The sequence below is a fragment of the Streptomyces triticirhizae genome (genome assembly GCF_003696235.1).
Classification (GTDB): Bacteria; Actinomycetota; Actinomycetes; order Streptomycetales; family Streptomycetaceae; genus Streptomyces; species Streptomyces triticirhizae.
Genome location: NZ_RFFJ01000005.1, coordinates 36,502 through 59,078 on the forward strand (window position 1 = coordinate 36,502; position 22,577 = coordinate 59,078).

The 22,577-nt window shown below is 70.0% G+C and carries 36 protein-coding genes; 1 reads left to right on the forward strand and 35 read right to left on the reverse strand.

What is annotated here, in order from left to right:
• Positions 1–18: 18 nt before the first annotated feature.
• The 35 genes from rpsD to EBN88_RS02345 form a co-directional block, all read right to left on the reverse strand.
• A complete protein-coding gene (gene rpsD, locus EBN88_RS02180) occupies positions 19–645 on the reverse strand; it encodes a 30S ribosomal protein S4 (RefSeq protein WP_122182064.1) in 627 nt (208 codons plus the stop codon).
• Positions 646–686: 41 nt separating this feature from the next.
• Entirely contained in the window at positions 687–1,091 is a 405-nt protein-coding gene (rpsK, locus tag EBN88_RS02185) for a 30S ribosomal protein S11 (RefSeq protein WP_016473404.1), read from the reverse strand.
• 70 nt (positions 1,092–1,161) lie between these two features.
• Entirely contained in the window at positions 1,162–1,542 is a 381-nt protein-coding gene (gene rpsM, locus EBN88_RS02190) for a 30S ribosomal protein S13 (protein ID WP_122182065.1), read from the reverse strand.
• Positions 1,543–1,735: 193 nt separating this feature from the next.
• Entirely contained in the window at positions 1,736–1,849 is a 114-nt protein-coding gene (rpmJ, locus tag EBN88_RS02195) for a 50S ribosomal protein L36 (protein ID WP_049567412.1), read from the reverse strand.
• Positions 1,850–1,894: 45 nt separating this feature from the next.
• Entirely contained in the window at positions 1,895–2,116 is a 222-nt protein-coding gene (gene infA, locus EBN88_RS02200) for a translation initiation factor IF-1 (protein WP_003948620.1), read from the reverse strand.
• 135 nt (positions 2,117–2,251) lie between these two features.
• Entirely contained in the window at positions 2,252–3,100 is an 849-nt protein-coding gene (gene map / locus EBN88_RS02205; RefSeq protein WP_122182066.1) for a type I methionyl aminopeptidase, read from the reverse strand.
• Between the two features lie 80 nt (positions 3,101–3,180).
• Positions 3,181–3,834 (reverse strand): adenylate kinase, encoded by a 654-nt coding sequence (locus EBN88_RS02210; RefSeq protein ID WP_122182067.1) that lies wholly within the window; start codon positions 3,832–3,834, stop codon positions 3,181–3,183.
• Positions 3,834–5,156, reverse strand: coding sequence for a preprotein translocase subunit SecY (gene secY, locus EBN88_RS02215; protein WP_122182068.1), 1,323 nt, complete (start codon positions 5,154–5,156; stop codon positions 3,834–3,836). Before secY ends, EBN88_RS02210 begins: the two co-directional genes overlap by 1 nt.
• A gap of 195 nt (positions 5,157–5,351) precedes the next feature.
• Positions 5,352–5,831, reverse strand: coding sequence for a 50S ribosomal protein L15 (gene rplO, locus EBN88_RS02220; protein WP_122182069.1), 480 nt, complete (start codon positions 5,829–5,831; stop codon positions 5,352–5,354).
• Between the two features lies 1 nt (position 5,832).
• Positions 5,833–6,015 carry a 50S ribosomal protein L30 gene (rpmD, locus tag EBN88_RS02225; RefSeq protein ID WP_122182070.1) on the reverse strand — a complete coding sequence of 61 codons (183 nt, stop codon included), beginning with the start codon at positions 6,013–6,015 and terminating at the stop codon, positions 5,833–5,835.
• Positions 6,015–6,614: a 30S ribosomal protein S5 gene (gene rpsE / locus EBN88_RS02230; RefSeq protein ID WP_062207457.1), complete on the reverse strand. Its 600-nt coding sequence runs from the start codon at positions 6,612–6,614 to the stop codon at positions 6,015–6,017. The genes rpmD and rpsE overlap by 1 nt, the downstream gene beginning before the upstream one ends.
• Positions 6,615–6,651: 37 nt before the next feature.
• A complete protein-coding gene (gene rplR, locus EBN88_RS02235) occupies positions 6,652–7,035 on the reverse strand; it encodes a 50S ribosomal protein L18 (RefSeq protein WP_122182071.1) in 384 nt (127 codons plus the stop codon).
• Between the two features lie 2 nt (positions 7,036–7,037).
• Positions 7,038–7,577, reverse strand: a complete 540-nt coding sequence (gene rplF / locus EBN88_RS02240) for a 50S ribosomal protein L6 (RefSeq protein WP_122182072.1) — start codon at positions 7,575–7,577, stop codon at positions 7,038–7,040.
• Between the two features lie 22 nt (positions 7,578–7,599).
• Complete coding sequence (gene rpsH / locus EBN88_RS02245; RefSeq protein ID WP_122182073.1) at positions 7,600–7,998, reverse strand: 30S ribosomal protein S8; 399 nt, start codon at positions 7,996–7,998, stop codon at positions 7,600–7,602.
• Positions 7,999–8,083: 85 nt separating this feature from the next.
• Complete coding sequence (locus EBN88_RS02250; RefSeq protein ID WP_097230640.1) at positions 8,084–8,269, reverse strand: type Z 30S ribosomal protein S14; 186 nt, start codon at positions 8,267–8,269, stop codon at positions 8,084–8,086.
• 43 nt (positions 8,270–8,312) lie between these two features.
• Entirely contained in the window at positions 8,313–8,876 is a 564-nt protein-coding gene (rplE, locus tag EBN88_RS02255) for a 50S ribosomal protein L5 (RefSeq protein WP_122182074.1), read from the reverse strand.
• Positions 8,876–9,199: a 50S ribosomal protein L24 gene (rplX, locus tag EBN88_RS31075; protein WP_199742223.1), complete on the reverse strand. Its 324-nt coding sequence runs from the start codon at positions 9,197–9,199 to the stop codon at positions 8,876–8,878. Before rplX ends, rplE begins: the two co-directional genes overlap by 1 nt.
• A gap of 3 nt (positions 9,200–9,202) precedes the next feature.
• Entirely contained in the window at positions 9,203–9,571 is a 369-nt protein-coding gene (gene rplN / locus EBN88_RS31080; protein ID WP_107485047.1) for a 50S ribosomal protein L14, read from the reverse strand.
• Positions 9,572–9,574: 3 nt separating this feature from the next.
• Positions 9,575–9,859: a 30S ribosomal protein S17 gene (gene rpsQ, locus EBN88_RS02265; RefSeq protein WP_097230398.1), complete on the reverse strand. Its 285-nt coding sequence runs from the start codon at positions 9,857–9,859 to the stop codon at positions 9,575–9,577.
• Entirely contained in the window at positions 9,859–10,107 is a 249-nt protein-coding gene (gene rpmC / locus EBN88_RS02270; RefSeq protein ID WP_122182075.1) for a 50S ribosomal protein L29, read from the reverse strand. Before rpmC ends, rpsQ begins: the two co-directional genes overlap by 1 nt.
• Entirely contained in the window at positions 10,107–10,526 is a 420-nt protein-coding gene (gene rplP, locus EBN88_RS02275) for a 50S ribosomal protein L16 (RefSeq protein WP_097230396.1), read from the reverse strand. Before rplP ends, rpmC begins: the two co-directional genes overlap by 1 nt.
• Positions 10,527–10,529: 3 nt before the next feature.
• Positions 10,530–11,393, reverse strand: coding sequence for a 30S ribosomal protein S3 (gene rpsC / locus EBN88_RS02280; RefSeq protein WP_122182076.1), 864 nt, complete (start codon positions 11,391–11,393; stop codon positions 10,530–10,532).
• Entirely contained in the window at positions 11,393–11,740 is a 348-nt protein-coding gene (gene rplV / locus EBN88_RS02285; RefSeq protein ID WP_122182077.1) for a 50S ribosomal protein L22, read from the reverse strand. The genes rpsC and rplV overlap by 1 nt, the downstream gene beginning before the upstream one ends.
• A gap of 52 nt (positions 11,741–11,792) precedes the next feature.
• Positions 11,793–12,074: a 30S ribosomal protein S19 gene (rpsS, locus tag EBN88_RS02290; protein WP_097230393.1), complete on the reverse strand. Its 282-nt coding sequence runs from the start codon at positions 12,072–12,074 to the stop codon at positions 11,793–11,795.
• Between the two features lie 11 nt (positions 12,075–12,085).
• Positions 12,086–12,922: a 50S ribosomal protein L2 gene (gene rplB / locus EBN88_RS02295; protein ID WP_122182078.1), complete on the reverse strand. Its 837-nt coding sequence runs from the start codon at positions 12,920–12,922 to the stop codon at positions 12,086–12,088.
• 38 nt (positions 12,923–12,960) lie between these two features.
• Positions 12,961–13,293 carry a 50S ribosomal protein L23 gene (gene rplW / locus EBN88_RS02300; RefSeq protein ID WP_122182079.1) on the reverse strand — a complete coding sequence of 111 codons (333 nt, stop codon included), beginning with the start codon at positions 13,291–13,293 and terminating at the stop codon, positions 12,961–12,963.
• Positions 13,293–13,970 carry a 50S ribosomal protein L4 gene (rplD, locus tag EBN88_RS02305; RefSeq protein ID WP_122182080.1) on the reverse strand — a complete coding sequence of 226 codons (678 nt, stop codon included), beginning with the start codon at positions 13,968–13,970 and terminating at the stop codon, positions 13,293–13,295. Before rplD ends, rplW begins: the two co-directional genes overlap by 1 nt.
• An 8-nt stretch (positions 13,971–13,978) precedes the next feature.
• Entirely contained in the window at positions 13,979–14,623 is a 645-nt protein-coding gene (gene rplC, locus EBN88_RS02310) for a 50S ribosomal protein L3 (protein WP_122182081.1), read from the reverse strand.
• Positions 14,624–14,640: 17 nt separating this feature from the next.
• Positions 14,641–14,949: a 30S ribosomal protein S10 gene (gene rpsJ / locus EBN88_RS02315; RefSeq protein ID WP_016473429.1), complete on the reverse strand. Its 309-nt coding sequence runs from the start codon at positions 14,947–14,949 to the stop codon at positions 14,641–14,643.
• Between the two features lie 408 nt (positions 14,950–15,357).
• The gene (locus EBN88_RS02320; protein ID WP_122182082.1) at positions 15,358–16,818 is read right to left on the reverse strand and encodes a sodium/solute symporter; all 1,461 of its coding nucleotides are present in this window, start codon (positions 16,816–16,818) and stop codon (positions 15,358–15,360) included.
• Positions 16,815–17,222, reverse strand: coding sequence for a hypothetical protein (locus tag EBN88_RS02325; RefSeq protein ID WP_122182083.1), 408 nt, complete (start codon positions 17,220–17,222; stop codon positions 16,815–16,817). The genes EBN88_RS02320 and EBN88_RS02325 overlap by 4 nt, the downstream gene beginning before the upstream one ends.
• A complete protein-coding gene (locus EBN88_RS02330) occupies positions 17,219–18,010 on the reverse strand; it encodes a LytR/AlgR family response regulator transcription factor (protein WP_122182084.1) in 792 nt (263 codons plus the stop codon). The genes EBN88_RS02325 and EBN88_RS02330 overlap by 4 nt, the downstream gene beginning before the upstream one ends.
• Positions 18,007–19,104, reverse strand: a complete 1,098-nt coding sequence (locus EBN88_RS02335; RefSeq protein ID WP_122182085.1) for a sensor histidine kinase — start codon at positions 19,102–19,104, stop codon at positions 18,007–18,009. The genes EBN88_RS02330 and EBN88_RS02335 overlap by 4 nt, the downstream gene beginning before the upstream one ends.
• Positions 19,105–19,227: 123 nt before the next feature.
• Positions 19,228–20,232 (reverse strand): DUF5954 family protein, encoded by a 1,005-nt coding sequence (locus tag EBN88_RS02340; RefSeq protein ID WP_122182086.1) that lies wholly within the window; start codon positions 20,230–20,232, stop codon positions 19,228–19,230.
• Between the two features lie 171 nt (positions 20,233–20,403).
• Positions 20,404–21,057 carry an NAD(P)-dependent oxidoreductase gene (locus EBN88_RS02345; protein WP_122182087.1) on the reverse strand — a complete coding sequence of 218 codons (654 nt, stop codon included), beginning with the start codon at positions 21,055–21,057 and terminating at the stop codon, positions 20,404–20,406.
• Positions 21,058–21,324: 267 nt separating this feature from the next.
• Between EBN88_RS02345 and EBN88_RS02350 the strand changes: the two genes are divergently transcribed.
• Positions 21,325–22,569 (forward strand): APC family permease, encoded by a 1,245-nt coding sequence (locus EBN88_RS02350; RefSeq protein WP_122182111.1) that lies wholly within the window; start codon positions 21,325–21,327, stop codon positions 22,567–22,569.
• Positions 22,570–22,577 lie beyond the last annotated feature (8 nt).

Here is a 22,577-nt window from a genome sequence, read left to right on the forward strand (position 1 = left end):
CGGGTCCTCCTGGGAGGACTACTTCGAGTACAGCTCGACGATCAGCTGCTCCTGCACCTGGGTGTCGATCACCTGGCGCTCGGGCATCGCGTGGACCAGGATGCGGAGCCGCGAGGGCACCACCTCCAGCCACGCCGGAACGGTCCGCTCCCCCGCCTCGGCCTGTGCCACCTGGAACGGGGTCATGTTCCTGGAGGACTCCCGCACCTCGACGATGTCGTTGGGCGAGACCCGAGCGGACGGGATGTCCGTCTTCCTGCCGTTGAGCAGGATGTGACCGTGCCGGACCAACTGGCGGGCGTGGTCACGGGACTTGGCGAAGCCCGCCCGGTAGACCACGTTGTCGAGACGGGTCTCCAGGATGCGGAGGAGGTTCTCGCCCGTCTTGCCCGACTGCCGGTTGGCCTCGTTGTAGTACCCCCGGAACTGCTTCTCCAGGACGCCGTAGATGCGCGCGCACTTCTGCTTCTCGCGCTTCTGCAGCAGGTACTCGCTGTCCTTGGTGCGCCCGCGTCCGTGCTCACCCGGGGGGTAAGGACGGATCTCGATCGGGCACTTCGCGCTCTCGCACTTAGCTCCCTTGAGGAAGAGCTTCTGCTTCTCCCGACGGCAACGCTTGCAGTCGGCCCCGGTGTAACGCGCCATAGTTCTGTTGTTCTCCTACTTCGACTGGAGATCCGGCTGGATCAGACGCGGCGACGCTTCGGCGGGCGGCAGCCGTTGTGCGGGGTGGGGGTGACGTCCTGGATCGAACCGACCTCCAGGCCGGTGGCCTGGAGCGAGCGAATCGCGGTCTCCCGGCCGGAGCCGGGGCCCTTCACGAAGACGTCCACCTTGCGCATCCCGTGCTCCTGCGCGCGGCGGGCGGCGTTCTCGGCGGCCATCTGCGCCGCGAACGGCGTGGACTTACGCGAGCCCTTGAAGCCGACGTGCCCGGCCGAGGCCCAGGAGATCACGTTGCCGGTGGGGTCGGTGATCGAGACGATCGTGTTGTTGAACGTGCTCTTGATGTGAGCGTGCCCGTGGGCGACGTTCTTCTTTTCCTTCCGGCGCACCTTCTTGGCGCCGGCCGTACGGCCCTTTGGAGGCATAGAGGTGTCTCACTCCCGTGGAGGTGGTCGGTCCTGCCAGTGACGGACCGGTGGTCTGCGTCCTGGCGGACTACTTCTTGCCCGGCTTCTTCTTGCCGGCGATCGCGCGACGCGGTCCCTTGCGGGTGCGGGCGTTGGTCCTGGTCCGCTGGCCGTGCACGGGGAGGCCACGGCGGTGGCGCAGTCCCTCGTAGCACTGGATCTCGACCTTGCGGCGGATGTCGGCCTGGATCTCCCGGCGGAGGTCACCCTCGGTCTTGATGTTGTTGTCCACGTACTCGCGGATCTTGACGAGGTCCTCCTCGGCAAGGTCACGCACGCGGGTGTCCGGGTTCACCCCGGTGTTGGCCAGGGTCTCCTTGGCAAGGGTGCGCCCGATGCCGAAGACGTAGGTGAGGGCGACCTCGACGCGCTTCTCACGCGGGAGGTCAACGCCTGCGAGGCGTGCCATGTATGTGGCTCCTGTTGGATAGCTCGGAGGTCTTCCGCAGCACCGTTCCCGTAAGACTCGAAGGGCTTACGAGCCGGGTCCCCGGCCTCCGACCGGGGGTGTCGTCCCCGCGCTGAGCGAGGGGTCGGGTGTCTGCGTCTGTAACGTGTAACGTCGCTCGCGTCGCGGCGAAGCTGCGGGGTCGTGCGGTGCGTCAGCCCTGGCGCTGCTTGTGGCGCAGGTTCTCGCAGATGACCATGACGCGCCCGTGGCGGCGGATCACCTTGCACTTGTCGCAGATCTTCTTGACGCTCGGCCTGACCTTCATGGACTGAGGCTCTCCGGGTCTCGATCTGTCTTCTTCTGTGAGGTTCTACTTGTAGCGGTAGACGATCCGCCCGCGTGTCAGGTCGTAGGGAGACAGCTCCACCACGACCCGGTCGTCGGGAAGAATACGGATGTAGTGCATCCGCATCTTGCCGCTGATGTGCGCGAGGACCTGGTGCCCGTTCTGAAGCTCCACCTTGAACATCGCGTTCGGGAGAGATTCGACGACGGTGCCCTCGATCTCGATGGCCCCTTGTTTTTTGGCCATGCTTGAGCGCTTCACCTTCCGGGATCGGCTACCTGGATGGCCCTGGGCAGACGGGTGCACCAGGACCGACGAATCAGTCTACGACACCCCACCCGAAAAGACGAATCAATGATCCATTCCCCAGGGAAGAGATCATTATGCCAAGGGATCGGGCGCCGTCGTCACGCCCAGCTCCGCCAGCCGGGCCTTCCCGCCGTCCACGGCGGTCAGCACCAGCGGGCCCTCCTCGGTCAGCGCCACCGAGTGCTCCCAGTGCGAGGCCCAGGTGCCGTCGTTGGACTTGACCGTCCAGTCGTCCGACAGCACATGTGTCTTCGGGGTGCCCAGGGTCAACATCGGCTCGATCGCCAGGCAGAAGCCGGGGACCAGCTTGGGACCGCGCCCGCGCCTGCGGTCCACGTAGTTCAGCAGGTGCGGGTCCATGTGCATCTCGCTGCCGATGCCGTGGCCGCCGTAGCCCTCGACGATGCCGTACCTGCCCGAAGGCGGCAGCGGCTGGCGGCGGATGTAGCTCTCGATCGCACGGGAGACGTCGACGAGGCGGTTGCCCCTGCGCATCGCGGCGATGCCGGCCCAGAGCGAGTCCTCGGTCACCTTGTTCAACGCGGCCAGCTCGGCCGGCCGTTCGGTGTCCGGGCCGCCCCCGACGAAGACCGTGATCGCCGCGTCGGCGTGCCAGCCGTCCACGATGGCGCCGGCGTCGATGGAGAGCAGGTCGCCGTCCTTGAGCACGGTCTTCTCGTCGGGGATGCCGTGCACCACCACGTCGTTCACCGAGGTGCAGATGTTGCCGGGGAAGCCGCCGTAGCCGAGGAAGTTGGGCTTGGCGCCGTGGTTGGCGAGGGTCCGCGCGGCGACCCGGTCCAGATCGGCGGTGGTGGCCCCGGGCACGGCGGCCTCGGCACACCTGCGGTGTATCTCGGCCACCACCAGACCCGCGGCCCGCATCCGGGCGATCTGCTCCGGGGTCTTGATCTCCACCATCGGAAACGTTCCTTTCCCACACCGGCCAGGGGCCGGCCCTCAGCCGGCGCGGGGGCCGGCGTTCACCAGCGAGCGTCGACTCAGCCGAGGCCCGGCAGGGCCGCCAGGGCCCGCCGCGTCACCTCGGGCACCGGGGCGAGGGCCGAGATCGTGGAGACCAGGCCCTGCTCGCGGTAGTAGTCGATGATCGGCTCGGTCTCCTCGTGGTAGACCGCCAGCCGCTTGCGAACGGTCTCAGCCCGGTCGTCGTCCCGCTGGTACAGCTCCCCGCCGCAGACGTCGCAGACGCCCTCCTGGCGCGGCGGGTTGTACTCCACATGGAAGACGTGCGCGCTGTCCGCGCGGCACATGCGGCGGCCGGCGATCCGCTTGACCACCTCGTCCTCGGGGACCTCCAGGTCCAGCACCGCGTCGAGCTTCTGGTCCGCCTCGGCCAGGGAGGCGTCCAGCGCCTTGGCCTGGCCGATGTTCCTCGGGAAGCCGTCGAGCAGGAACCCCTCCCTGGCGTCCGGCTGGGCCATCCGCTCGGCGGCCATCGCGATGGTCAGCTCGTCCGGAACCAGGCCGCCCTCGCGCAGGATCGACTCGACCTGGCGCCCCAGCTCCGTCCCCTCGCTGATGTTGGCCCTGAAGAGGTTGCCGGTGGAGATGTGCGGGATGGACAGCTGCTCGGCCAGCAGAGCGGCCTGTGTGCCCTTGCCCGCACCCGGCGGTCCGACGAGGACGATGCGCATCAGCGGAGGAACCCTTCGTAATTTCGCTGGTGGAGCTGGCTCTCGATCTGCCGGACGGTCTCCAGGCCGACGCCCACGATGATCAGGATCGACGTGCCGCCGAACGGGAAGTCCTGCTGCGCGTCGAACATGATCAGAGCCAACGTGGGCACCAGGGCGATCAGACCGAGATAGAGCGAACCAGGCCAGGTGATCCGGTTCAGCACATAGCTCAGGTACTCGACCGTGGGCCTGCCTGCCCGGATACCCGGGATGAAACCACCATACTTCTTCATGTTCTCGGCCACGTCCTCAGGGTTGAACGTGATGGCCACATAGAAGAAGGCGAAGAAGACGATCAGCACGAAGTACGTGACGATGTAGTACGGGTGGTCACCGCCGGTGAAGTACCGGTTGACCCAGTCCGTCCAGCCGCCGGAGTCGTTGCCGGCGAACTGCACCAGCAGCTGCGGGATGTAGAGCAGCGAGGACGCGAAGATCACGGGGATCACGCCGGCCTGGTTGACCTTGAGCGGGATGTAGGTCGAGGTCCCGCCGTAGGAGCGGCGGCCGATCATGCGCTTCGCGTACTGCACCGGGATGCGGCGCTGGGCCAGCTCGACGAAGACCACCAGGCCGACCATCGCCAGGCCGCAGGCCACCACGGTGCCGAACTCGATCCAGCCGTCGGCCAGGGTGCCCTGCTGCTTGATCCGCCAGAGCGCGCCGGGGAAGCCGGCCGCGATGGAGACGAACATCAGCATGGACATGCCGTTGCCGATGCCCCGGTCGGTGATCAGCTCACCCAGCCACATGATCAGCGCGGTGGCGGAGGTCAGGGCGACGACCATCACCAGCGTGGTGAAGATCGAGTCGTCCGGGATGATGTCGTTGGCCACCGTGCACTGCGGGAAGAGGGTGCCGCTGCGGGCGGTCGCGACCAGGCCGGTGGCCTGGAGCACCGCGAGGGCGATCGTCAGGTAGCGGGTGTACTGCGTGATCTTCGCCTGCCCGGACTGGCCCTCCTTCTTCAGGGCCTCCAGGCGCGGGATCACCACCACCAGCAGCTGGAGGATGATGCTCGCCGTGATGTACGGCATGATCCCCAGGGCGAAGATGGTGAGTTGCAGCAGCGCGCCACCGCTGAACATGTTGACCAGACCGAAGAGGCTGGAGCCGGCGCCCGCTTCGGCCTCTTTCACACACTGATCGACGTTCTGGAAGCTGACGCCAGGCACGGGTACGTGCTGGCCCAGGCGGAACACCACGACGATGCCCAGGGTGAAGAGCAGCTTTTTACGCAGATCAGGCGTCTGGAACGCCCGGGCGAACGCGGTGAGCACGGCTCCTCCTGCACCCCCCGCGCCACGCGAGAGGCTAGGGTCTTGAAGTCCAACGAATATGACAGTTCAGGTCTGGCGGCGGCACAACGTCCGCCACCTTACCGGCGGATGGGCCCCGCCGGAACGACTGACCGGGGATGCCTGCGCTCAGGCACCCCCGGTCACTCGGTAAACCGGCCGAAGATCCTTCGGCTTTCAGGACAACTCGGTCACGGAGCCACCGGCGGCGGTGATCTTCTCCTTGGCGGAGGCGGAGACGGCATCGACCGTCACCGTCAGCGCCACCGAGATCTCGCCGCTGCCCAGCACCTTCACGAGTTCGTTCTTGCGCACGGCGCCCTTGGCCACCAGGTCGGCCTTCGTCACCTCGCCACCCCCCGGGTAGAGGGCGGCCAGCTTCTCGACGTTCACCACCTGGTAGTTCTTGTGCGCCGGGTTCCTGAAGCCCTTGAGCTTGGGCAGCCGCTGGATCAGCGGGAGTTGCCCACCCTCGAAGCCGGCGCGCACCTGGTAGCGGGCCTTGGTGCCCTTGGTGCCGCGACCCGCGGTCTTGCCCTTGGACGCCTCACCACGGCCCACGCGGACCTTGGACTTCTTGGCGCCGGGGGCCGGCCTGAGGTCGTGCAGCTTCAGCGGGCCGTCCGACGACGTGTTCTCCTTGGCGAGGTCCGCCATCTCAGTCCACCTCCTCGACCGTCACCAGATGCCGCACGGTGTTGGCCATGCCACGGATCTCCGGCCGGTCTTCCTTGACCACCACGTCGTTGATCCGGCGCAGCCCGAGGGAGCGCAGCGTCTCGCGGTGGTTCTGCTTGGTCCCGATGCGGGACCTGACCTGGGTGATCTTCAGCTGTGCCATCACGCACCCACTCCGGCGCGAGCCCTCAACAGGGCGGCGGGCGCCACGTCTTCGAGCGGCAGACCACGGCGGGCCGCGATCTCCTCGGGACGCTGGAGGCCCTTGAGCGCGGCCACCGTGGCGTGCACGATGTTGATCGGGTTCGACGAGCCAAGCGACTTGCTGAGCACGTCGTGGATGCCCGCGCACTCCAGCACGGCGCGCACCGGGCCACCGGCGATCACACCGGTACCGGGCGAAGCCGGCTTGAGCAGCACCATCCCGGCCGCCTCCTCACCCTTGATCGGGTGCGGAATCGTGCCCTGGATGCGGGGGACCTTGAAGAAGTGCTTCTTCGCGGCCTCCACGCCCTTGGCGATGGCGGCCGGCACCTCCTTGGCCTTGCCGTAACCGACACCGACGGTGCCGTCGCCGTCGCCCACCACGACCAGCGCGGTGAAGCTGAAGCGACGGCCACCCTGAACTACCTTGGCGACGCGGTTGATCGCGACGACGCGCTCGACGTACGCGGTCTTCTCGGCGGCCGAGCCACCGTCCCGACCCTTACGATCCCGCCGCTCGCCACCGGCGCCGCCACCGCGACGCTGGGGTCCAGCCATGAAAAATACCTCTCTCGAATCTACGGACGGGACCGGCTCAGAACTTGAGCCCGGCCTCGCGGGCGGCATCGGCCAACGCCGCCACCCGGCCGGCGTACTTGTTGCCGCCACGGTCGAACACGACGGTCTCCACGCCGGCGGCCTTGGCCCGCTCGGCGACCAGGGCGCCGACCTGCTTGGCCTTGTCGCTCTTGGCGCCGTCGGCGCCACGGATGGAGACGTCGAGCGACGAGGCCGAGGCGACCGTGTGCCCGATGGTGTCGTCCACGACCTGCGCCACCATGTGGCGGTTCGACCGGGTCACCACCAGACGCGGGCGCTCGGACGTGCCCGAGATCTTCTTGCGGATGCGGATGTGCCGCCGCTTGGAGGCGGCCCGCTTGCGGGCGTCGCCCTTGGCGATCTTGACACCGTATGCCATGGCTACTTACCAGCCTTTCCGACCTTGCGGCGGATGACTTCGCCCTCGTACTTCACGCCCTTGGCCTTGTACGGGTCGGGCTTCCGCAGCTTGCGGATCTTCGCCGCGACCTCGCCGACCTTCTGCTTGTCGATGCCCTCGACGCTGAACCGCGTCGGGGTCTCGACCTTGAAGGCGATTCCGTCCGGGGGCTCCACCAGGATCGGGTGGCTGTAGCCCAGGGAGAACTCCAGGTTGGAGCCCTTCGCCTGGACGCGGTAGCCAACGCCGCTGATTTCGAGCTTCTTGACGTACCCCTGCGTCACACCGGTGATCATGTTGGCCACCAGGGTGCGCGACAGGCCGTGCAACGCACGGTTGCGGTTCTCGTCGTTGGGCCGGGAGACGACGATCTGACCGTCCTCGCCCTTGGCCACCTCGATGGGCGCGGCGATGGTCTGCGACAGGGTCCCCTTGGGGCCCTTCACCGCGACCACGGCGCCATCGATGGTGACGTCCACGCCGGCGGGAACCTGGATGGGCTGCTTGCCAATACGCGACATGGCTGTCCTCCGTTCCCTTCCGTCACCAGACGTAGGCGAGGACTTCCCCGCCCACGTTCTTCTTCTGAGCCTGCTTGTCGGTCAACAGGCCGTGCGACGTGGAGATGATCGCCACGCCCAGGCCACCGAGCACCCTGGGGAGCGCGGTGGACTTCGCATAGACCCGAAGGCCCGGCTTGGAGATGCGCTTGATGCCAGCGATCGAACGCTCGCGGTTGGGGCCGTACTTCAGCTCCAGGACGAGGCTCTTGCCCACCTGGGCTTCCTCGGTCTTCCAGCCGGTGATGTAGCCCTCCTGCTGGAGGATCTCCGCGATGTGCGACTTGATCTTGCTGTGCGGCATCACCACGGTGTCGTGGTAAGCCGAGTTCGCGTTACGCAGACGGGTCAACATGTCTGCGATGGGGTCGGTCATGGTCATAAAACGGCCTTGGGCCTCTCTCACCGGGGTTTCCCCGGGGCTCCCCAGGAGTTGGGGAGCCCACCGGACCTACGGCGTAGTCGTCTTACCAGGAACTCTTGGTGACGCCCGGCAGTTCGCCGCGGTGCGCCATCTCACGCAGGCACACCCGGCACAGGCCGAACTTGCGGTACACGGAGTGCGGCCGGCCGCAGCGCTGGCAGCGGGTGTACCCACGCACCGAGAACTTGGGCTTGCGGGCGGCCTTGGCGATCAGAGCCTTCTTCGCCACGCTTACGCCTCCTTGTTTCGATACTCAGCCATCGCGCGACGCCTCAGGCTTCCTTGAACGGGAATCCGAGGTGACGCAGCAGGCTGCGGCCCTCGTCATCGGTGGTGGCCGTGGTGACCACGGTGATGTCCATGCCGCGAACCCGGTCGATGCGGTCGGGGTCGATCTCGTGGAACATGACCTGCTCGGTCAGGCCGAACGTGTAGTTGCCACGCCCGTCGAACTGCTTGGGCGACAGGCCACGGAAGTCACGAATCCGGGGCAGCGCCAGCGACAGCAGGCGGTCCAGGAACTCCCACATCCGGTCGCCGCGCAGCGTCACGTGCGCGCCGATCGGCTGGCCCTCGCGCAGCTTGAACTGCGCGATGGACTTGCGGGCCTTGGTCACGGTCGGCTTCTGGCCGGTGATCGTGGCGAGGTCACGCACGGCGCCCTCGATCAGCTTGGAGTCGCGGGCGGCGTCGCCCACACCCATGTTGACCACGATCTTGGTCAGGCCCGGCACCTGCATGATGTTGCCGTAGGCGAACTCGTCACGCAGCTTGCCGATGATCTCTTCGCGGTACCGCGTCTTCAGGCGCGGTGCGGTGCTGGTGGCAGTGGTCATCAGATGTCCTCACCGGTCCGGCGCGCGACGCGGATCTTGGTGCCGTCCTCGTCGAAGCGGTAGCCGATCCGGGTGGTGACCTTCTTGCCGTCCTTCTCCACGACCAGCGCGACGTTGCTGACGTGAATGGGGGCCTCGGTGGTGATGATGCCACCGGTCTTCGAACCACGCTGGGTCGTGCCGGCCTTCGTGTGCTTCTTGACCCGGTTGACACCCTCGACCAGGACGCGGTCCTCGCGGGGGTAGGCCACGATGACCTTGCCCTGCTTGCCCTTGTCCTTGCCGGTGATGACCTGAACCAGGTCGCCCTTCTTGATCTTCATCGGTTACAGCACCTCGGGGGCGAGTGAGATGATCTTCATGAACTTCTTCTCGCGCAGCTCACGCCCGACCGGGCCGAAGATGCGGGTGCCCCGGGGGTCGCCGTCGTTCCGGAGAATGACGGCGGCGTTCTCGTCGAAGCGGATGTACGAACCGTCCGGCCGACGGCGCTCCTTGACGGCACGCACGACGACCGCCTTGACGACGTCACCCTTCTTCACGTTGCCACCGGGGATCGCGTCCTTGACCGTGGCGACGATGACGTCACCGATGCCCGCGTAGCGGCGCCCGGACCCGCCGAGGACGCGGATGCAGAGGATCTCCTTCGCACCCGTGTTGTCGGCGACGCGCAGTCGCGACTCCTGCTGGATCATTGGTTACTTCGCCTTCTCCAGAATCTCCACGACGCGCCAGCGCTTGGTCGCGGACAGCGGACGGGTCTCCATCAGAAGAACGCGGTCGCCAACGCCCGCGGCATTCTGCTCGTCGTGCGCCTTCAGCCGGCTCGTACGGCGGATGATCTTGCCGTAGAGGGCGTGCTTGACCCGGTCCTCGACAGCGACGACGACGGTCTTGTCCATCTTGTCGCTGACCACCAGGCCCTCGCGGGTCTTCCGCCGGCCGCGCTCGGTCGTCGTCTCAGTCACAGTCTTCTCACTCATCAGGCGTTCTCCACCGCCTCGGCTTCGGCCGGCTCAACCGTCTCGATGCCCAGCTCACGCTCGCGCATCAGGGTGTAGATCCGGGCGATGTCCTTGCGGACGGCCTTCAGCCGGCTGTTGTTCTCCAACTGTCCGGTGGCCGCCTGGAAGCGGAGCCTGAACAGCTCCTCCTTCGCCTCGCGCAGCTTCTCAACCAGCTCCTGGTTGTTCAGCTCGCGCAGCTCGGAGACCTTGGTACCGGCTGCCATCACGCCTCACCTGCCTCGCGCCGGACGATCCGGCACTTCATCGGAAGCTTGTGCGCGGCGCGGGTGAGCGCCTCACGGGCAATCTTCTCGTTCGGGAACGACAGCTCGAACATCACGCGTCCGGGCTTGACGTTGGCCACCCACCACTCGGGCGAGCCCTTGCCGGAACCCATCCGGGTCTCGGCCGGCTTCTTGGTCAGCGGGCGGTCGGGGTAGATGTTGATCCACACCTTGCCGCCACGCTTGATGTGCCGGGTCATCGAGATACGGGCGGCCTCGATCTGCCGGTTGGTGACATACGCACCGGTGACGGCCTGGATGCCGTACTCCCCGAACGAGACCTCGGTGCCGCCCTTGGCGGCGCCACGGCGCTTGGGGTGGTGCTGCTTACGGTACTTGACCTTGCGAGGGATCAGCATGGGTCAGCTCTCCCCTCCGGCAGAGCCGGTGGACTGGTTGGAGCCGCTGGCGCCCTCGGAGGCCGGAGCGGCCGTGGCTGCTTCGGACTTGGTGGCCTCGGCCGAGGGAGCGCTCTGCTGCTGCGGCCTGCGGCCACGGCCCCCGCGCTCGCCACGGCCACCACGGGCCGGACGGTCGGCGCCACCGCGCGCGGGGCGGTTGCCCGCCCGGGCGGCGGCGTTCTCGGCGCGCACCTCGGCGATGTTCTTCACGTCGCCCTTGTAGATCCACACCTTGACGCCGATGCGGCCGAAGGTGGTGCGGGCCTCGAAGAAGCCGTAGTCCACGTTGGCGCGCAGCGTGTGCAGCGGGACGCGACCCTCGCGGTAGAACTCGGAACGGGACATCTCAGCCCCGCCGAGCCGGCCACCGCACTGGATCTTGATGCCCTTGGCGCCCGCCTTCATCGTGCTCTGCATCGACTTGCGCATCGCACGGCGGAAGGAGACGCGGGAGGACAGCTGCTCGGCGACGGCCTGGGCCACCAACTGGGCGTCCAGCTCCGGGTTCTTCACCTCAAGGATGTTGAACTGGATCTGCTTGCCGGTCAGCTTCTCCAGGTTGCCCCGGAGGCGGTCGGCCTCGGCGCCCCGGCGGCCGATGACGATGCCCGGCCGGGCGGTGTGGACGTCGACGCGGACCCGGTCCCGGGTGCGCTCGATCTCCACCTTGGAGATGCCGGCCCGCTCCATGCCCTGGGTGAGCATCCTGCGGATCGCGACGTCTTCCTTGACGTAGTCCTTGTACAGCTTGTCGGCGTACCACCGCGACTTGAAGTCGGTTGTGACGCCGAGCCGGAACCCGTGCGGGTTTACCTTCTGGCCCATTACCGGGTTCCTTCCTTGCTGCCGAGGACCACGGTGATGTGGCTGGTCCGCTTGCGAATCCGGTACGCGCGACCCTGCGCGCGCGGCCGGAACCGCTTCAGCGTCGGGCCCTCGTCCACGTACGCCTCTTTGACGTACAGGGTGTCCGCGTCCGGGTGGTTGTGGTTGTGCACGGCGTTGGCGATGGCGCTGTCGAGCACCTTGCCCACCGGCACGCTGGCGGCCTGCGGGGCGAACCGCAGGACCGCCTGAGCCTCCGTGGCGTCGAGGCCACGGATCAGGTCCACCACACGGCGGGCCTTCATGGGCGTGACACGGATGTACCGCGCCTGGGCCCTGGCTTCCATGGTCGTCCCTTCGGTCTTGGTAGGGGAGTTCGTCATGATCTACAAACCCCGCTCAGCGCCGACGCGACTTGCGGTCGTCCTTCACGTGCCCACGGAAGGTGCGGGTCGGCGCGAACTCGCCGAGCTTGTGGCCCACCATCGACTCGGAGACGAACACCGGCACGTGCTTGCGGCCGTCGTGCACGGCGATCGTGTGGCCCAGCATCGCCGGGACGATCATCGAGCGGCGAGACCAGGTCTTGATGACGTTCTTGGTACCGGCTTCGTTCTGCGCGTCCACCTTCTTGATCAGGTGGTCGTCGACGAAGGGCCCCTTCTTGAGACTGCGCGGCATCGACCTGCTCCCTAGCGCTTCTTGTTCGTCTTGCGGCGGCGGACGATGTACTTGTTGCTGGCCTTCTTCGGCGAGCGCGTACGGCCCTCCTTCTTGCCCCAGGGCGAGACCGGGTGGCGACCACCCGAGGTCCGGCCCTCGCCACCACCGTGGGGGTGGTCGACGGGGTTCATCACGACACCGCGCACGCTGGGCCGAACGCCCTTCCAGCGCATCCGGCCGGCCTTGCCCCAGTTGATGTTGGACTGCTCGGCGTTGCCGACCTCGCCGACGGTCGCCCGGCAGCGGACGTCCACCAGCCGGATCTCGCCGGACGGCATCCTCAGGTGGGCCATGCGGCCCTCCTTCGCCAGCAGCTGCACCGAGGCACCGGCGGAGCGCGCGAACTTGGCGCCGCCGCCCGGCTGGAGCTCGATGGCGTGGATCACGGTACCCACCGGGATGTTGCGCAGCGGCAGGTTGTTGCCGGGCTTGATGTCGGCGCCGGCGCCGTTCTCCACGCGGTCGCCCTGCTTGAGGTGGGCGGGCGCGATGATGTACCGCTTCTCGCCGTCCGCGTAGTGCAGCAGCGCGATGCGGGCGGTGCGGTTCGGGTCGTACTCGATGTGCGCGACCTTGGCCGGCACACCGTCCTTGTCGTGCCGACGGAAGTCGATGACGCGGTAGGCGCGCTTGTGGCCACCACCCTGGTGGCGGACCGCGACGCGGCCGGCGTTGTCCCGTCCACCCTTGCTGTGCAGCGGGCGGACCAGCGACTTCTCCGGCGTGGACCGCGTGATCTCGACGAAGTCGGCGACGCTGGCGCCACGACGGCCCGGAGTCGTCGGCTTGTACTTGCGGATTCCCATTTCTTAGTCCTCGTCCGGTCTCGGACGGCCGGTCCCCGTCAGGAGACCGGGCCGCCGAAGATGTCGATGCTGTCGCCCTCAGCAAGGGTCACGATCGCGCGCTTGGTGCTGGCGCGGCGGCCGTAACCGGTGCGGGTGCGCTTGCGCTTGCCCTGGCGGTTGATCGTGTTGACCCCGACCACCTTGACCGCGAAGACCGCCTGGACGGCCTGCTTGATCTGGGTCTTGTTGGCCCGGGGGTCGACGATGAACGTGTACTTGTTCTCGTCGAGCAGCGCGTAGCTCTTCTCCGACACGACGGGCTTGATCAGGATGTCGTGCGGGGCGGAGAACTCCTTGCTGGAGAACTCGGCGACGGTGACCTCGCTCATCAGGCGTCGCTCCCTTCGGGCTTCTTGTCGAGCGCCACGGCGCCGGCGGCCCGGCCAGCCACGAAGCGGTCGAAGGCGGCCTTGGTGAACACCACGTCGTCGGAGTCGACGACGTCGTAGGTGTTCAGCTGGCCCGGGTCGATGATGTGGACCTGCGGCAGGTTGCGGGCGGACAGCCACGAGGTGTTGTCCGAGCGCTCGGCGACCAGCAGCAGCTTCTTGCGGTCGCTGATCTTGCCCAGCAGGGTCCTGGCGGCCTTGGTGGAGACCTCGCCGTCGACGACGCCGGTCACCACGTGCACGCGGTCGTGCCGGGCCCGGTCGGTGAGGGCGCCACGGAGCGCGGCGGCCTTCATCTTCTTCGGGGTGCGCTGGCTGTAGTCGCGCGGCACGGGGCCGTGGACGGTGCCACCGCCGGCGAACTGCGGCGCGCGGACGGAGCCCTGGCGGGCGCGGCCCGTGCCCTTCTGGCGGTACGGCTTCTTGCCGCCACCGCGGACCTCGCCACGGGTCTTGGTCTTGTGCGTGCCCTGGCGGGCGGCGGCCAGCTGGGCGACGACGACCTGGTGGATCAGCGGCACGCTGACCTTGGCGTCGAAGATCTCCGCCGGAAGCTCGACGGTGCCGGCCTCCTCACCCGAGGGCGAGAGGATGACGATGCTCTTTGGGGTACTCATGATTAACCTCAGGCCCCCTTGGCCGCGGAACGGACCAGGACGAGGCCGCCGTTGGGACCGGGCACCGCGCCCTTGATGAGGAGCAGGCCCTTCTCCGCGTCCACGGCGTGGACGGTCAGGTTCTGGGTGGTGACGCGCTCGTTGCCCATCCGGCCGGCCATCCGCAAGCCCTTGAAGACCCGGCCCGGGGTGGCGCAGCCGCCGATGGAGCCAGGCGAGCGGTGCTTGCGCTGGGTGCCGTGCGAGGCGCCGAGGCCGCCGAAGCCGTGACGCTTCATCACGCCGGCGGTGCCCTTGCCCTTGGTGGTGCCGGTCACGTCGACGCGGACGCCGGACTCGAACACCTCGGCCGTGACCTCCTGGCCGAGGGTGTACTCGCTGGCGTCGGCGGTCCGCAGCTCGACCAGGTGGCGGCGCGGGGTGACGTCGGCCTTGGCGAAGTGGCCCTTCAGGGGGCGGTTCACCTTGCGCGGGTCGATCTCGCCGAAGGCGATCTGGACGGCCTCGTAGCCGTCCTTGTCGTTGGTGCGGACCTGGGTGACAACGCAGGGCCCGGCCTTGACCACGGTCACGGGGACGACACGGTTGTTCTCGTCCCAGACCTGGGTCATGCCGAGCTTCTCGCCCAGGACGCCCTTGATCTGCTTGGTCATCTCTTCTACCGGACCTCTCAGAGCTTGATCTCGATGTCGACGCCGGCCGGGAGGTCCAGGCGCATCAGCGAGTCAACGGTCTTGGGGGTCGGGTCGAGGATGTCGATCAGCCGCTTGTGGGTGCGCATCTCGAAGTGCTCGCGCGAGTCCTTGTACTTGTGCGGCGACTTGATGACGCAGTACACGTTCTTCTCAGTGGGCAGCGGCACCGGGCCCGCGACCGACGCACCCGTGCGGGTCACCGTCTCGACGATCTTCTTCGCCGAGTTGTCGATGACCTCGTGGTCGTAGGCCTTGAGCCGAATGCGGATCTTCTGTCCCGCCATGGCTACTTCGTAGTCCTGTCTCTCGTCAACGCTCTGGAACCCGGCTCACCCCCCGAGGCGACCCGACCCACGCGGTCGGGCGTGTCGTACTCGTTCCCATATTTCACCGCAGGGGTTTCCTCTGGGAGGAGTGGGGGGAGTAATCCACCGGGTGCCTGGTTGAAAGCCCCGCCCACGCTTCCCGGAAGATCTCGGTACTTCCATCCCTGCCCCGTTGACCAGGGCATCCATGGGATGACGAATACAGTGAGACTCGCTTCCGGTCCTCCCGGCGGGAGGCGCGCAGCATCGGCCGTCAACCGAGCAACCTGGTCAGTGTGCCATAGCAGACCGCGCCCCCGCCAATCGGGCGGTATCCCCCACCTGCGGCGCAGCGTCTCCGCGCCCGCGCGTGGCCGGGGCCGCCGGTCAGCCCGGCAGATGCAGCCGGAGGACGGCCCGCTCCGCCCACTCGGGCACCGAGCCGCGCAGCGAGACCCCGATCATCACGGCGAACGCCAACGGCACGGTCCAGGCGGCCGGTTGGGCCAGCAGCACCACCAGCCAGCCGGGCCCGCCGTCGGTCAGCACCGAGGCGAACGCGGCGCCCGTGGCGGCGCTCACCCCGGTCGCGAGGCCGGCGGCCGCCCCGGCCGTGGTCAGCCCGCGCCACCAGATGCCCAGCACCAGCAGCGGGCAGAAGGTGGAGGCGGCGACGGCGAAGGCCCAGCCGACGGCGACGTTGATGTCCACGCTGCGCGCCGGCAGCGACAGCCCGACGGCCACGGTCGCGCCGGCGGCCACCGCCCAGCGCAGCCGGGGCACGGTCGCCCGGGACAGGTCGTGCGAGAGCCCGCCGGCCAGCGCCATCAGCAGCCCCGACGAGGTGGACAGGAACGCGGCGAACGCGCCGGCCGCGACCACGGCGGTCAGGATCGAGCCCCAGGTGCCGGGGACGATCGCGCCGGGCAGCACCACGGTCACCATGTCGGTGTCGCCGCCGTGCACCAGCTCCGGGGTGAAGACCCGGCCGAGCAGCCCGTAGACGGCGGGGAAGAGGTAGAAGACGCCGAGCAGCACGATCACGCCGACCGCGACCCGGCGGGCGGCCTTCGCGGTGGGGCTGGTGTGGAACCGCATGATCACGTGCGGCAGCCCGACGGCGCCCAGCGTGGTGGCCAACAGCACCGACCAGGTCGCCAGCAGCGGGGCGCCCGAACTCTCCAGGTCGAGCAGCGGCCGGCTCCAGTCGTCGGAGACGTCGAAGCGCAGCGCCTCGGCGCGCGCCCCCGAACCGGCGTGCGCCACGAGGAAGATGGCCGGCACCGCGATGAACAGCAGCTTCACGCCGTAGTGGAACGCCTGCACATAGGTCGCCGAGCGCATCCCGCCGGCCGCGATGGAGACGCTCACCACGAGACCGGCCAGCACGACGCCGACCCAGTAGGGGGTGCCGCTGACCGCGTGCAGCACCATGCCGGCGCCCTTGAACTGGGGCACCAGATAGAGCCACATGATCACCAGCACGATCACCGCGCAGAGCTTCCTGATCCGCTCCGAGCCCAGCCGGTAGTCGGCGAAGTCCGGCACGGTGTACGCGCCGGAGCGCCGCATCGGCCCGGCGACCAGCGCGGCGACCGCGACATAGCCGGCGGTGAAGCCGACCGCGTACCAGAGGGTGCCCACGCCGTTCTTGAGCATCAGCCCGGCCAGGCCGAGCACCGAGGCGGCCGAGACGTACTCGCCGGCGATGGCCATCGCGTTCCAGCCGGGCGCGACGCGCTGCGAGGCCACCAGGAAGTCGGGCGTGGTGCGCGCGGCCCGCACCCCGTAGGCGCCGATCACCACGCTGACGACGAAGAGCAGCCCGATGGCCAGCAGCCCGATCACGGCGCGGCCCGGTCCGTTCCCGGGCCACGCTCCGGCCGCGCGCCGTCGCGCTCCAGGCGTTCGGCGCGGCGGACGTGGCGGACCGCGATCAGCAGCAGCACGGGGTAGCTGCCGCCCATCAACAGCAGCCAGGAGAGCGGGACTCCCAGCAGCGTGACATGGCTGAGCGCGGGCGCGGCGGCCAGCAGCCCGCTGAGCCCGAAGAGCACGGCGCCGAGCAGCGCGAGGGTGCGGGCGGCCTGCCGGCGCTGGCGGGCGAAGAGCGCGCGGACCGCCTCGGTGGAGTCCCGGTCGTCGGCGCCGGGGATGGTCGGGGGCAGCAGGTGTTGGGCGGGCCGGTGGCGGCGGGCCAGCGCGATGCGGGTCTGCGGGCTGGTGATCCGCACCCGCCGGGTGCCGCTCACGCGCGGGTTCCGGGCGGCGGCACGGCGTTCACTCCCTCGTCCCTGACGGCGGCCAGCAGCCGTTCCTTCAGCGCGCGGGCGTGGCGGCGGCTGACCGGGACGTCGCCGGCGGGGGTGCGGGCCACCAGCCCCGAGGAGCTGGAGACCCACAGGTCGCGGACCCAGCCGATGGCCACCAGATAGCCCCGGTGCGCGCGGACGAAGCCGGCCGGCGCCCAGACCTCCTCCAGATAGCTCAGCGGCATCCGGATCAGGTGGCTGCCCTCGCCGGTGTGCAGCCGGACGTAGTCGCCGTGGGCCTCGGCGTACTGGATGTCGTCACGGTGCACGAAGGTGGTGTGCCGGCCGTTCTCGACCTGGACGACGGCCAGTTCGTCGACCTGGGACGGGCGGGGCGTGGCCGGCGGCGGGCGGCGCGGGGCGCCGGCGCGGGAGACGGCCTCGGCCAGCCGCTCGGGCCGGACGGGCTTGAGCAGGTAGTCGATGGCGCCAATGCCGAAGGCGTCGACGGCGTGCTGCTCGGAGGCGGTGACGAAGACGATCGCCGGCGGCTCGGAGAGGCGGCCGACGACCCGGGCCACGGCCATCCCGTCCAGGCCCGGCATGGAGATGTCGAGGAAGACCGCGTCGAAGGCGGTCTCGCCCAGCTGCCGCACCGCGCTCTCCCCGCCGTCCGCCTCGCTGACCCGGCCGATCTCGGGGAGGGCGGTCAGCATGGCGGCCAGCTCGCGGCGGGTGAACGTCTCGTCCTCCACCACCAGCGCGCGCAGTCGGGTCTCGGCGGTCAATGCGCGACCACTCCTCGTCTGAATCGGGGCACCCGGATCACGACCTTGGTGCCGCTGCCCGGCGCGGTCTCGATGACCAGCCCGTACTCGGGCCCGTAGACCGTGCGCAGCCGCTGGTCGACGTTGGCCAGCCCGACCCGGCGGCGCTCCCCCAGCGGGTGGCCCCGGTCGGCCGGCCGCTCCCCGGCGAGCACCGCCTGGGCGAACTCGGGCGTCATCCCCACCCCGTCGTCCTCGACCTCGATCACGCACAGCGGGCCCTCGCCGAAGCCGGAGACCTGGATCGAGCCGGGGCCCGGCTTGGGCTCCAGCCCGTGTCGCACGGCATTCTCCACGATCGGCTGGATCACGAGGAAGGGGATGGCGACGGGCAGGATCTCGGGCGCCATCCGGACGGTCAGCTCCATCCGGTCGTCGAAGCGGGCGCGTTGCAGCTCCAGATAGGTCTGGATGGCCTGGAGTTCCTCGGCGACGGTGGCGTAGTCGCCCTGTGGGGAGAAGCTGTAGCGCAGGTAGTCGGCGAAGTCGCTGAGCAGCGCGCGGGCGCGGTCGGGGTCGGTGCGGATGCGGGCGCCGATCACGGCCAGGGCGTTGTGCAGGAAGTGCGGCGATATCTGGGCGCGCAGGGTGCGGAGTTCGGCCTGGGCGATGCGTTCCCTGGCGCGGCGCAGCGCGGCGTGGTCCAGGGAACGGGCCACCTGCGCGGCGGCGGCCGTGACCTCGGGCTCGCTGCCGCCGCGCACCAGCAGCCCGCCGGTCAGCTCGCCGGCGACGAGCAGCGGGACGGCCGACCAGGGCGGCCGGTGGACGGGGCTGCCGTGCTCGTACGCCTGGGCGAGCAGGGTGTCGGGCTCGGGCTCCTCGGGGTGCGGTCCCGCGACGGCGACCGGTCCCGCGAGGTCGGCGAGCAGCACGGTGTCGGCGCCGAGAAGGCGGCGCAGCCGGCGGGCGGCCTGGGCCGGGCCGCGCCCGGTGAGCCCGTCGCGCAGGTCGTCGTCCAGTTCCCGCACGGCGGTCAGCAGCCGCGCCAGGCCCGGCCGGTTGCGCGCGTCCTCGCCCGCCTCGGCCCTGCGCCGACGTCTGCCTTCCAGCATGGGCCGAACCTAGCCCAGTCGACGGCGTGGGTGTAGGGAGTCGCGGGGACTCGCAGGGGGGCGAACGGGCCGATCAGCCTTCGGACGACGGGCGGGGCACGCGGGCGTGGGCGGGGCGCGCGGTCACTCCGTCAGCGAAGGGTGGATCTGGCAGGGGCCGTAGGGGTCGAGGTCGCTGGGCCTGGGCGTCTCGGGGCCGTCGGGCCCGATCCGCAGCAGCCGCTCGACGCGGATGATCCGGAACCTGCGCCCGAGCACGGTGACCTCGTCGCGGCGCGGGTGGGCGCGGAAGTCCTCGGCCGCCTCGGCATAGCGGCTGGCGTCCTCGGCGGGGATCTCGGGGGCCAGCTTCGGCAGGAACTCGGCGAGGTAGTCGTAGAGGGTGGCGCGGGCCTCGTTCGGGGTGGCCGAGAGGCTGGCCATCGGCTCCCAGGAGGCGCGTTTTCGCTCGGCGAAGGTGAAGGTGGCCGGGAGCAACACGACTCCGGGGTGCGTTTCGATCGCCCGGGCGGAGTCGGCGCGCACGTCGGCGGGGATGCGGGACGCCTCGTAGCGGAGCCCGAGCAGCTCCATCCGCTGGATGGACTCCATGATCCCGGTCGGGCGGGCGTGGTCGACGAGCAGGCCCCTGGTGCGGCTCGGGGTGGGGCGGCGCTCGCCCCAGGCGAGGTCGGCGTTGGGCTCGTCGGGGTCGGTCGGGCGCGGGCCCTCGATGCCGTCGGGGCCGAGCCGGGCGAACTCGTCGCCGCGCACGACCCGGTACCTGGTGCCGTCCACCGTCAGCTCGTTGACCGGCTCGGTTTCCAACCTGCTGATGGCGGCGATGAGTTCGGCGCGGAGCGGGTCGCCGGGCTTCGTCTCGTCGTTGGCGCGCGTCCACAGGTGGGAGTTGAGGCCCTCCCTGGCGTGCTGGGGGAACGCCGCCGACACGTCGTCGAGGAGCCGCCAGGCCGGGCCGTACGCGGGACGCTGCTCGGCGAAGCCGAAGACGGGGCCCCTGATCGCGACGTGGGGGTACTGCTCGGCCGCCCTGAGCATGTCCAGCTCGGTGACCTCGGAGACGGGGTCGTCCCTGCGGGTCACCCGGAACGTGAGGTGGCGCGGCGGGTTCCTCCGGTAGTCCTCCATGAGCCCAGTGTGACGCCAACGGGCCTGCCGCGTCCCGGGATTGCCCAAAGCCCCCACCTTCGGGGGGCTACCTTGCCCCCATGTTCACGCCTCGGTTCACGATGTTCACGGTTTCCGCTCCTTCGCGCGGCCCGACCGTGACCCCACGCGCGCCGGGTCGCCGCCCGGGCCTCAGTAGCCGACGGTGAACCGGCGGCCGATGTGGGCGGGGCGTTCGATCTCGTCGACCAGGGCCGTGGCGTAGTCCTCGGTGCTGATCACGCTGTTCCCCTCCTCGTCCACCACCAGGTCGTCCAGCGCCGTGCGGTAACGGCCGGTGCGCCGGCCCGACTCGACGCGGGCCGCGGGGCTGAGGCTGGTCCAGCGCACCTCGCTGGCGATGGACCGCAGATAGGCGAGCGCGTCGCCGTGCGAGCGCATGATCTCCACCACCGCCTTGGGCAGCCCCGGGGTGTCCCACAGCAGCCGCCCGTCCGGGGTGCGCAGCGAGCCGGCGCCGCCGACCATGATCAACCGGGGCGCCTCGGCGCCCAGCGCGTGCAGCCCGGCGACCAGCGAGCGCGCCGATGGCTCGATCAACGCCAGGTGCCCCGGCCCGTCGTCCCCGCCCACCGCGCTGACCACCACGTCCTGGCCGCGCCCCACCGCAGCGACGCTCGCCGGGTCCAGCACGTCGCCGCGCTCCACGGCGAGGTGGGGGTGCGACCTGGTGATCCTCGCCGGGTCGCGGACCACGGCGGTCACCTCGTGGCCCCGGTCCAGCGCCTCGCTCACCACGCGGTGGCCGATGGAGCCTCCCGCGCCGAAGACCGCGATCCTCGCCATTGCCGTCCTCCCTACGCCGCCCGGCGCCCGCCCGCACGGGCGCCCCCGGTCAGCGTGCCACCCGACCCCGGGGCGGGGGCCCGGCTCCGACGCGTGTCGCGCGTCCGGCCCGTTCCGGGAACGCGGAACGGGCCGGCCACGCGCGGGTGGGCCACCCGGCGTTCAGCTCGGTCCCCTATCGTGCGCGCTCAACCGGGAGAAGCACGTCGAACGGTCACGGCCGACAGGAGACACACAGTGAGCAGCACGCCCTCGCCGACCCCCGGGATGCCGGACGAACTCCGTCGGCGCCTGGGCGTGCCGGACGCGGTGCTGATCGGGCTGGGGTCGATGATCGGCGCCGGGATCTTCGCCGCCCTGGCCCCCGCCGCCCGCGCGGCCGGCTCCGGCCTGCTGCTCGGCCTCGCCCTGGCCTCCGTCGTCGCCTACTGCAACGCCACCTCCTCCGCCCGGCTCGCCGCCCGCTATCCCACCTCGGGCGGCAGCTACGTCTACGGGCGGGAGCGGCTGGGCGAGTTCTGGGGCTACCTGGCCGGGTGGGCGTTCGTGGTCGGCAAGACCGCCTCCTGCGCGGCGATGGCCCTGACCGTCGGCACCTATGTCTGGCCGGGCCAGGCCCACGCGGTCGCGGTGGCCGCCGTGGTGGCCCTCACCGCCGTCAACTACGCCGGTGTCCAGAGGTCCGCCCTGCTCACCCGCGTCATCGTGGCCCTCGTCCTCGCGGTGCTCGCCGCCCTCGTGGTCGCCTCCCTCGCCTCCGGCGCCGTGGACGCGGACCGCCTGGACATCGGCGCGGACACGACCGGCGGCGGGGTGCTCCAGGCGGCCGGGCTGCTGTTCTTCGCGTTCGCCGGCTACGCCCGGATCGCCACCCTCGGTGAGGAGGTCACCGACCCGGCCCGCACCATCCCGCGCGCCATCCCGACCGCGCTCGGCATCACCCTCGTCGTCTACGCCCTCGTCGCCGTCTCCGTCCTCCTGGTCCTCGGCCCAGGCGGCCTCGCCGCCGCCGAAGCGCCGCTGGCCGAGGCCGCTCGGGCGGCCGGCGCGGGCTGGCTCGTGCCCGTCGTGCGCGTCGGCGCCGCCGTCGCCGCCCTCGGCTCCCTGCTCGCCCTCGTCCTCGGCGTCTCCCGCACCACCCTGGCCATGGCCCGTGACCACCACCTGCCCCACGCCCTGACCGCCGTCCACCCGCGCTTCGGGGTCCCCCACCGGGCCGAACTCGTCGTCGGCGCCGTCGTCGCGGCAGCCGCCGCCACCGCCGACGTCCGCGGCGCGATCGGCTTCTCCTCCTTCGGCGTCCTGGCCTACTACGCGATCGCCAACGCCTCCGCGTGGACCCTCGCCCCCGCCGAAGGCCGCCCGGCCAGGATCGTCCCCGCCGTCGGCCTCGCCGGCTGCCTCGTTCTGGCCCTCGCCCTCCCGCTGCCCTCCGTGCTCGCCGGAGCCGCCGTCCTCCTCGTCGGCGCCGCCGCCTACGGCGTCCGCCGCGCCGGCCTCCGCCGGCGGTAGGCGCCGCC

Excerpts from the sequence above, each read along its gene's own strand:
- rpsE (WP_062207457.1), bottom strand. The coding sequence starts at position 6,614 with ATGGCTGGACCCCAGCGTCGCGGTGGCGGCGCCGGTGGCGAGCGGCGG.
- rplP (WP_097230396.1), bottom strand. The coding sequence starts at position 10,526 with ATGCTGATCCCTCGCAAGGTCAAGTACCGTAAGCAGCACCACCCCAAG.
- rplB (WP_122182078.1), bottom strand. The coding sequence starts at position 12,922 with ATGGGAATCCGCAAGTACAAGCCGACGACTCCGGGCCGTCGTGGCGCC.
- rpmC (WP_122182075.1), bottom strand. The coding sequence starts at position 10,107 with ATGGCAGCCGGTACCAAGGTCTCCGAGCTGCGCGAGCTGAACAACCAG.
- EBN88_RS02335 (WP_122182085.1), bottom strand. The coding sequence starts at position 19,104 with ATGCTGGAAGGCAGACGTCGGCGCAGGGCCGAGGCGGGCGAGGACGCG.
- rplF (WP_122182072.1), bottom strand. The coding sequence starts at position 7,577 with ATGTCGCGTATTGGCAAGCAGCCCATCCAGGTTCCCGCCGGCGTGGAC.
- rpsQ (WP_097230398.1), bottom strand. The coding sequence starts at position 9,859 with ATGAGTGAGAAGACTGTGACTGAGACGACGACCGAGCGCGGCCGGCGG.
- EBN88_RS02340 (WP_122182086.1), bottom strand. The coding sequence starts at position 20,232 with ATGGAGGACTACCGGAGGAACCCGCCGCGCCACCTCACGTTCCGGGTG.
- rpmJ (WP_049567412.1), bottom strand. The coding sequence starts at position 1,849 with ATGAAGGTCAGGCCGAGCGTCAAGAAGATCTGCGACAAGTGCAAGGTG.
- rplW (WP_122182079.1), bottom strand. The coding sequence starts at position 13,293 with ATGAGCGAGGTCACCGTCGCCGAGTTCTCCAGCAAGGAGTTCTCCGCC.
- rpsJ (WP_016473429.1), bottom strand. The coding sequence starts at position 14,949 with ATGGCGGGACAGAAGATCCGCATTCGGCTCAAGGCCTACGACCACGAG.
- map (WP_122182066.1), bottom strand. The coding sequence starts at position 3,100 with ATGGTGGAGATCAAGACCCCGGAGCAGATCGCCCGGATGCGGGCCGCG.
- infA (WP_003948620.1), bottom strand. The coding sequence starts at position 2,116 with ATGGCCAAAAAACAAGGGGCCATCGAGATCGAGGGCACCGTCGTCGAA.
- EBN88_RS02345 (WP_122182087.1), bottom strand. The coding sequence starts at position 21,057 with ATGGCGAGGATCGCGGTCTTCGGCGCGGGAGGCTCCATCGGCCACCGC.
- rpsS (WP_097230393.1), bottom strand. The coding sequence starts at position 12,074 with ATGCCGCGCAGTCTCAAGAAGGGGCCCTTCGTCGACGACCACCTGATC.
- rplC (WP_122182081.1), bottom strand. The coding sequence starts at position 14,623 with ATGACCAAGCAGATCAAGGGCGTCCTGGGCGAGAAGCTCGGCATGACC.
- EBN88_RS02350 (WP_122182111.1), top strand. The coding sequence starts at position 21,325 with ATGCCGGACGAACTCCGTCGGCGCCTGGGCGTGCCGGACGCGGTGCTG.
- EBN88_RS02210 (WP_122182067.1), bottom strand. The coding sequence starts at position 3,834 with ATGCGCATCGTCCTCGTCGGACCGCCGGGTGCGGGCAAGGGCACACAG.
- rplN (WP_107485047.1), bottom strand. The coding sequence starts at position 9,571 with ATGATCCAGCAGGAGTCGCGACTGCGCGTCGCCGACAACACGGGTGCG.
- rpsK (WP_016473404.1), bottom strand. The coding sequence starts at position 1,091 with ATGCCTCCAAAGGGCCGTACGGCCGGCGCCAAGAAGGTGCGCCGGAAG.
- rplO (WP_122182069.1), bottom strand. The coding sequence starts at position 5,831 with ATGGCGGACCTCGCCAAGGAGAACACGTCGTCGGACGGCCCGCTGAAG.
- rplD (WP_122182080.1), bottom strand. The coding sequence starts at position 13,970 with ATGAGTACCCCAAAGAGCATCGTCATCCTCTCGCCCTCGGGTGAGGAG.
- rplX (WP_199742223.1), bottom strand. The coding sequence starts at position 9,199 with ATGAAGATCAAGAAGGGCGACCTGGTTCAGGTCATCACCGGCAAGGAC.
- rpsD (WP_122182064.1), bottom strand. The coding sequence starts at position 645 with ATGGCGCGTTACACCGGGGCCGACTGCAAGCGTTGCCGTCGGGAGAAG.
- rplV (WP_122182077.1), bottom strand. The coding sequence starts at position 11,740 with ATGGAAGCCAGGGCCCAGGCGCGGTACATCCGTGTCACGCCCATGAAG.
- rpsC (WP_122182076.1), bottom strand. The coding sequence starts at position 11,393 with ATGGGCCAGAAGGTAAACCCGCACGGGTTCCGGCTCGGCGTCACAACC.
- rplR (WP_122182071.1), bottom strand. The coding sequence starts at position 7,035 with ATGGCATACGGTGTCAAGATCGCCAAGGGCGACGCCCGCAAGCGGGCC.
- rpmD (WP_122182070.1), bottom strand. The coding sequence starts at position 6,015 with ATGGCACAGCTGAAGATCACCCAGGTCAGGTCCCGCATCGGGACCAAG.
- rplE (WP_122182074.1), bottom strand. The coding sequence starts at position 8,876 with ATGACCACTGCCACCAGCACCGCACCGCGCCTGAAGACGCGGTACCGC.
- rpsH (WP_122182073.1), bottom strand. The coding sequence starts at position 7,998 with ATGACCATGACCGACCCCATCGCAGACATGTTGACCCGTCTGCGTAAC.
- rpsM (WP_122182065.1), bottom strand. The coding sequence starts at position 1,542 with ATGGCACGCCTCGCAGGCGTTGACCTCCCGCGTGAGAAGCGCGTCGAG.